Here is a 345-nt window from a genome sequence, read left to right as displayed (position 1 = left end):
ATTGCCGATAGCGATACCCGCGCCAATAAACACTGTGCCCACATATAAGGTTGCAACACTACCAACAGAGCGTAGACACACCCCTAAAAATATGGAGAACAGGGCTAGGCAGACACTCTTCTTTAAGCCAAACCGAGTAAGAACGGTTAAGGCGAGTGGAGATATTAAGGCAAAAGAGAGTAGTGGTAACGAAGAAAGCATGCCCAAAATAGTGGAGCTTAGATGAAGCTCAACCATAATCTGGTCAAGTGAAGGCGCCAGACTGGTAAAGGGACCGCGTAAATTGGCCGCTAGCAATAATATGCCACCTAGCGCTAGGTAGTGGTTGCGTGTAAGAGACACAGG

At 47.5% G+C, this 345-nt stretch carries 1 pseudogene; it reads right to left on the bottom strand.

The window, feature by feature from the left end:
• Positions 1 to 345: pseudogene (locus AB4585_RS27865) on the bottom strand (MFS transporter); the annotation flags it as partial.

It is taken from the genome of Vibrio sp. 10N.222.49.C9, assembly GCF_041474985.1.
Taxonomy (GTDB): Bacteria; Pseudomonadota; Gammaproteobacteria; order Enterobacterales; family Vibrionaceae; genus Vibrio; species Vibrio crassostreae_C.
The sequence above is the reverse complement of the archived record's forward strand: the minus strand, read 5'-3'. Positions and strand labels throughout refer to the sequence as shown.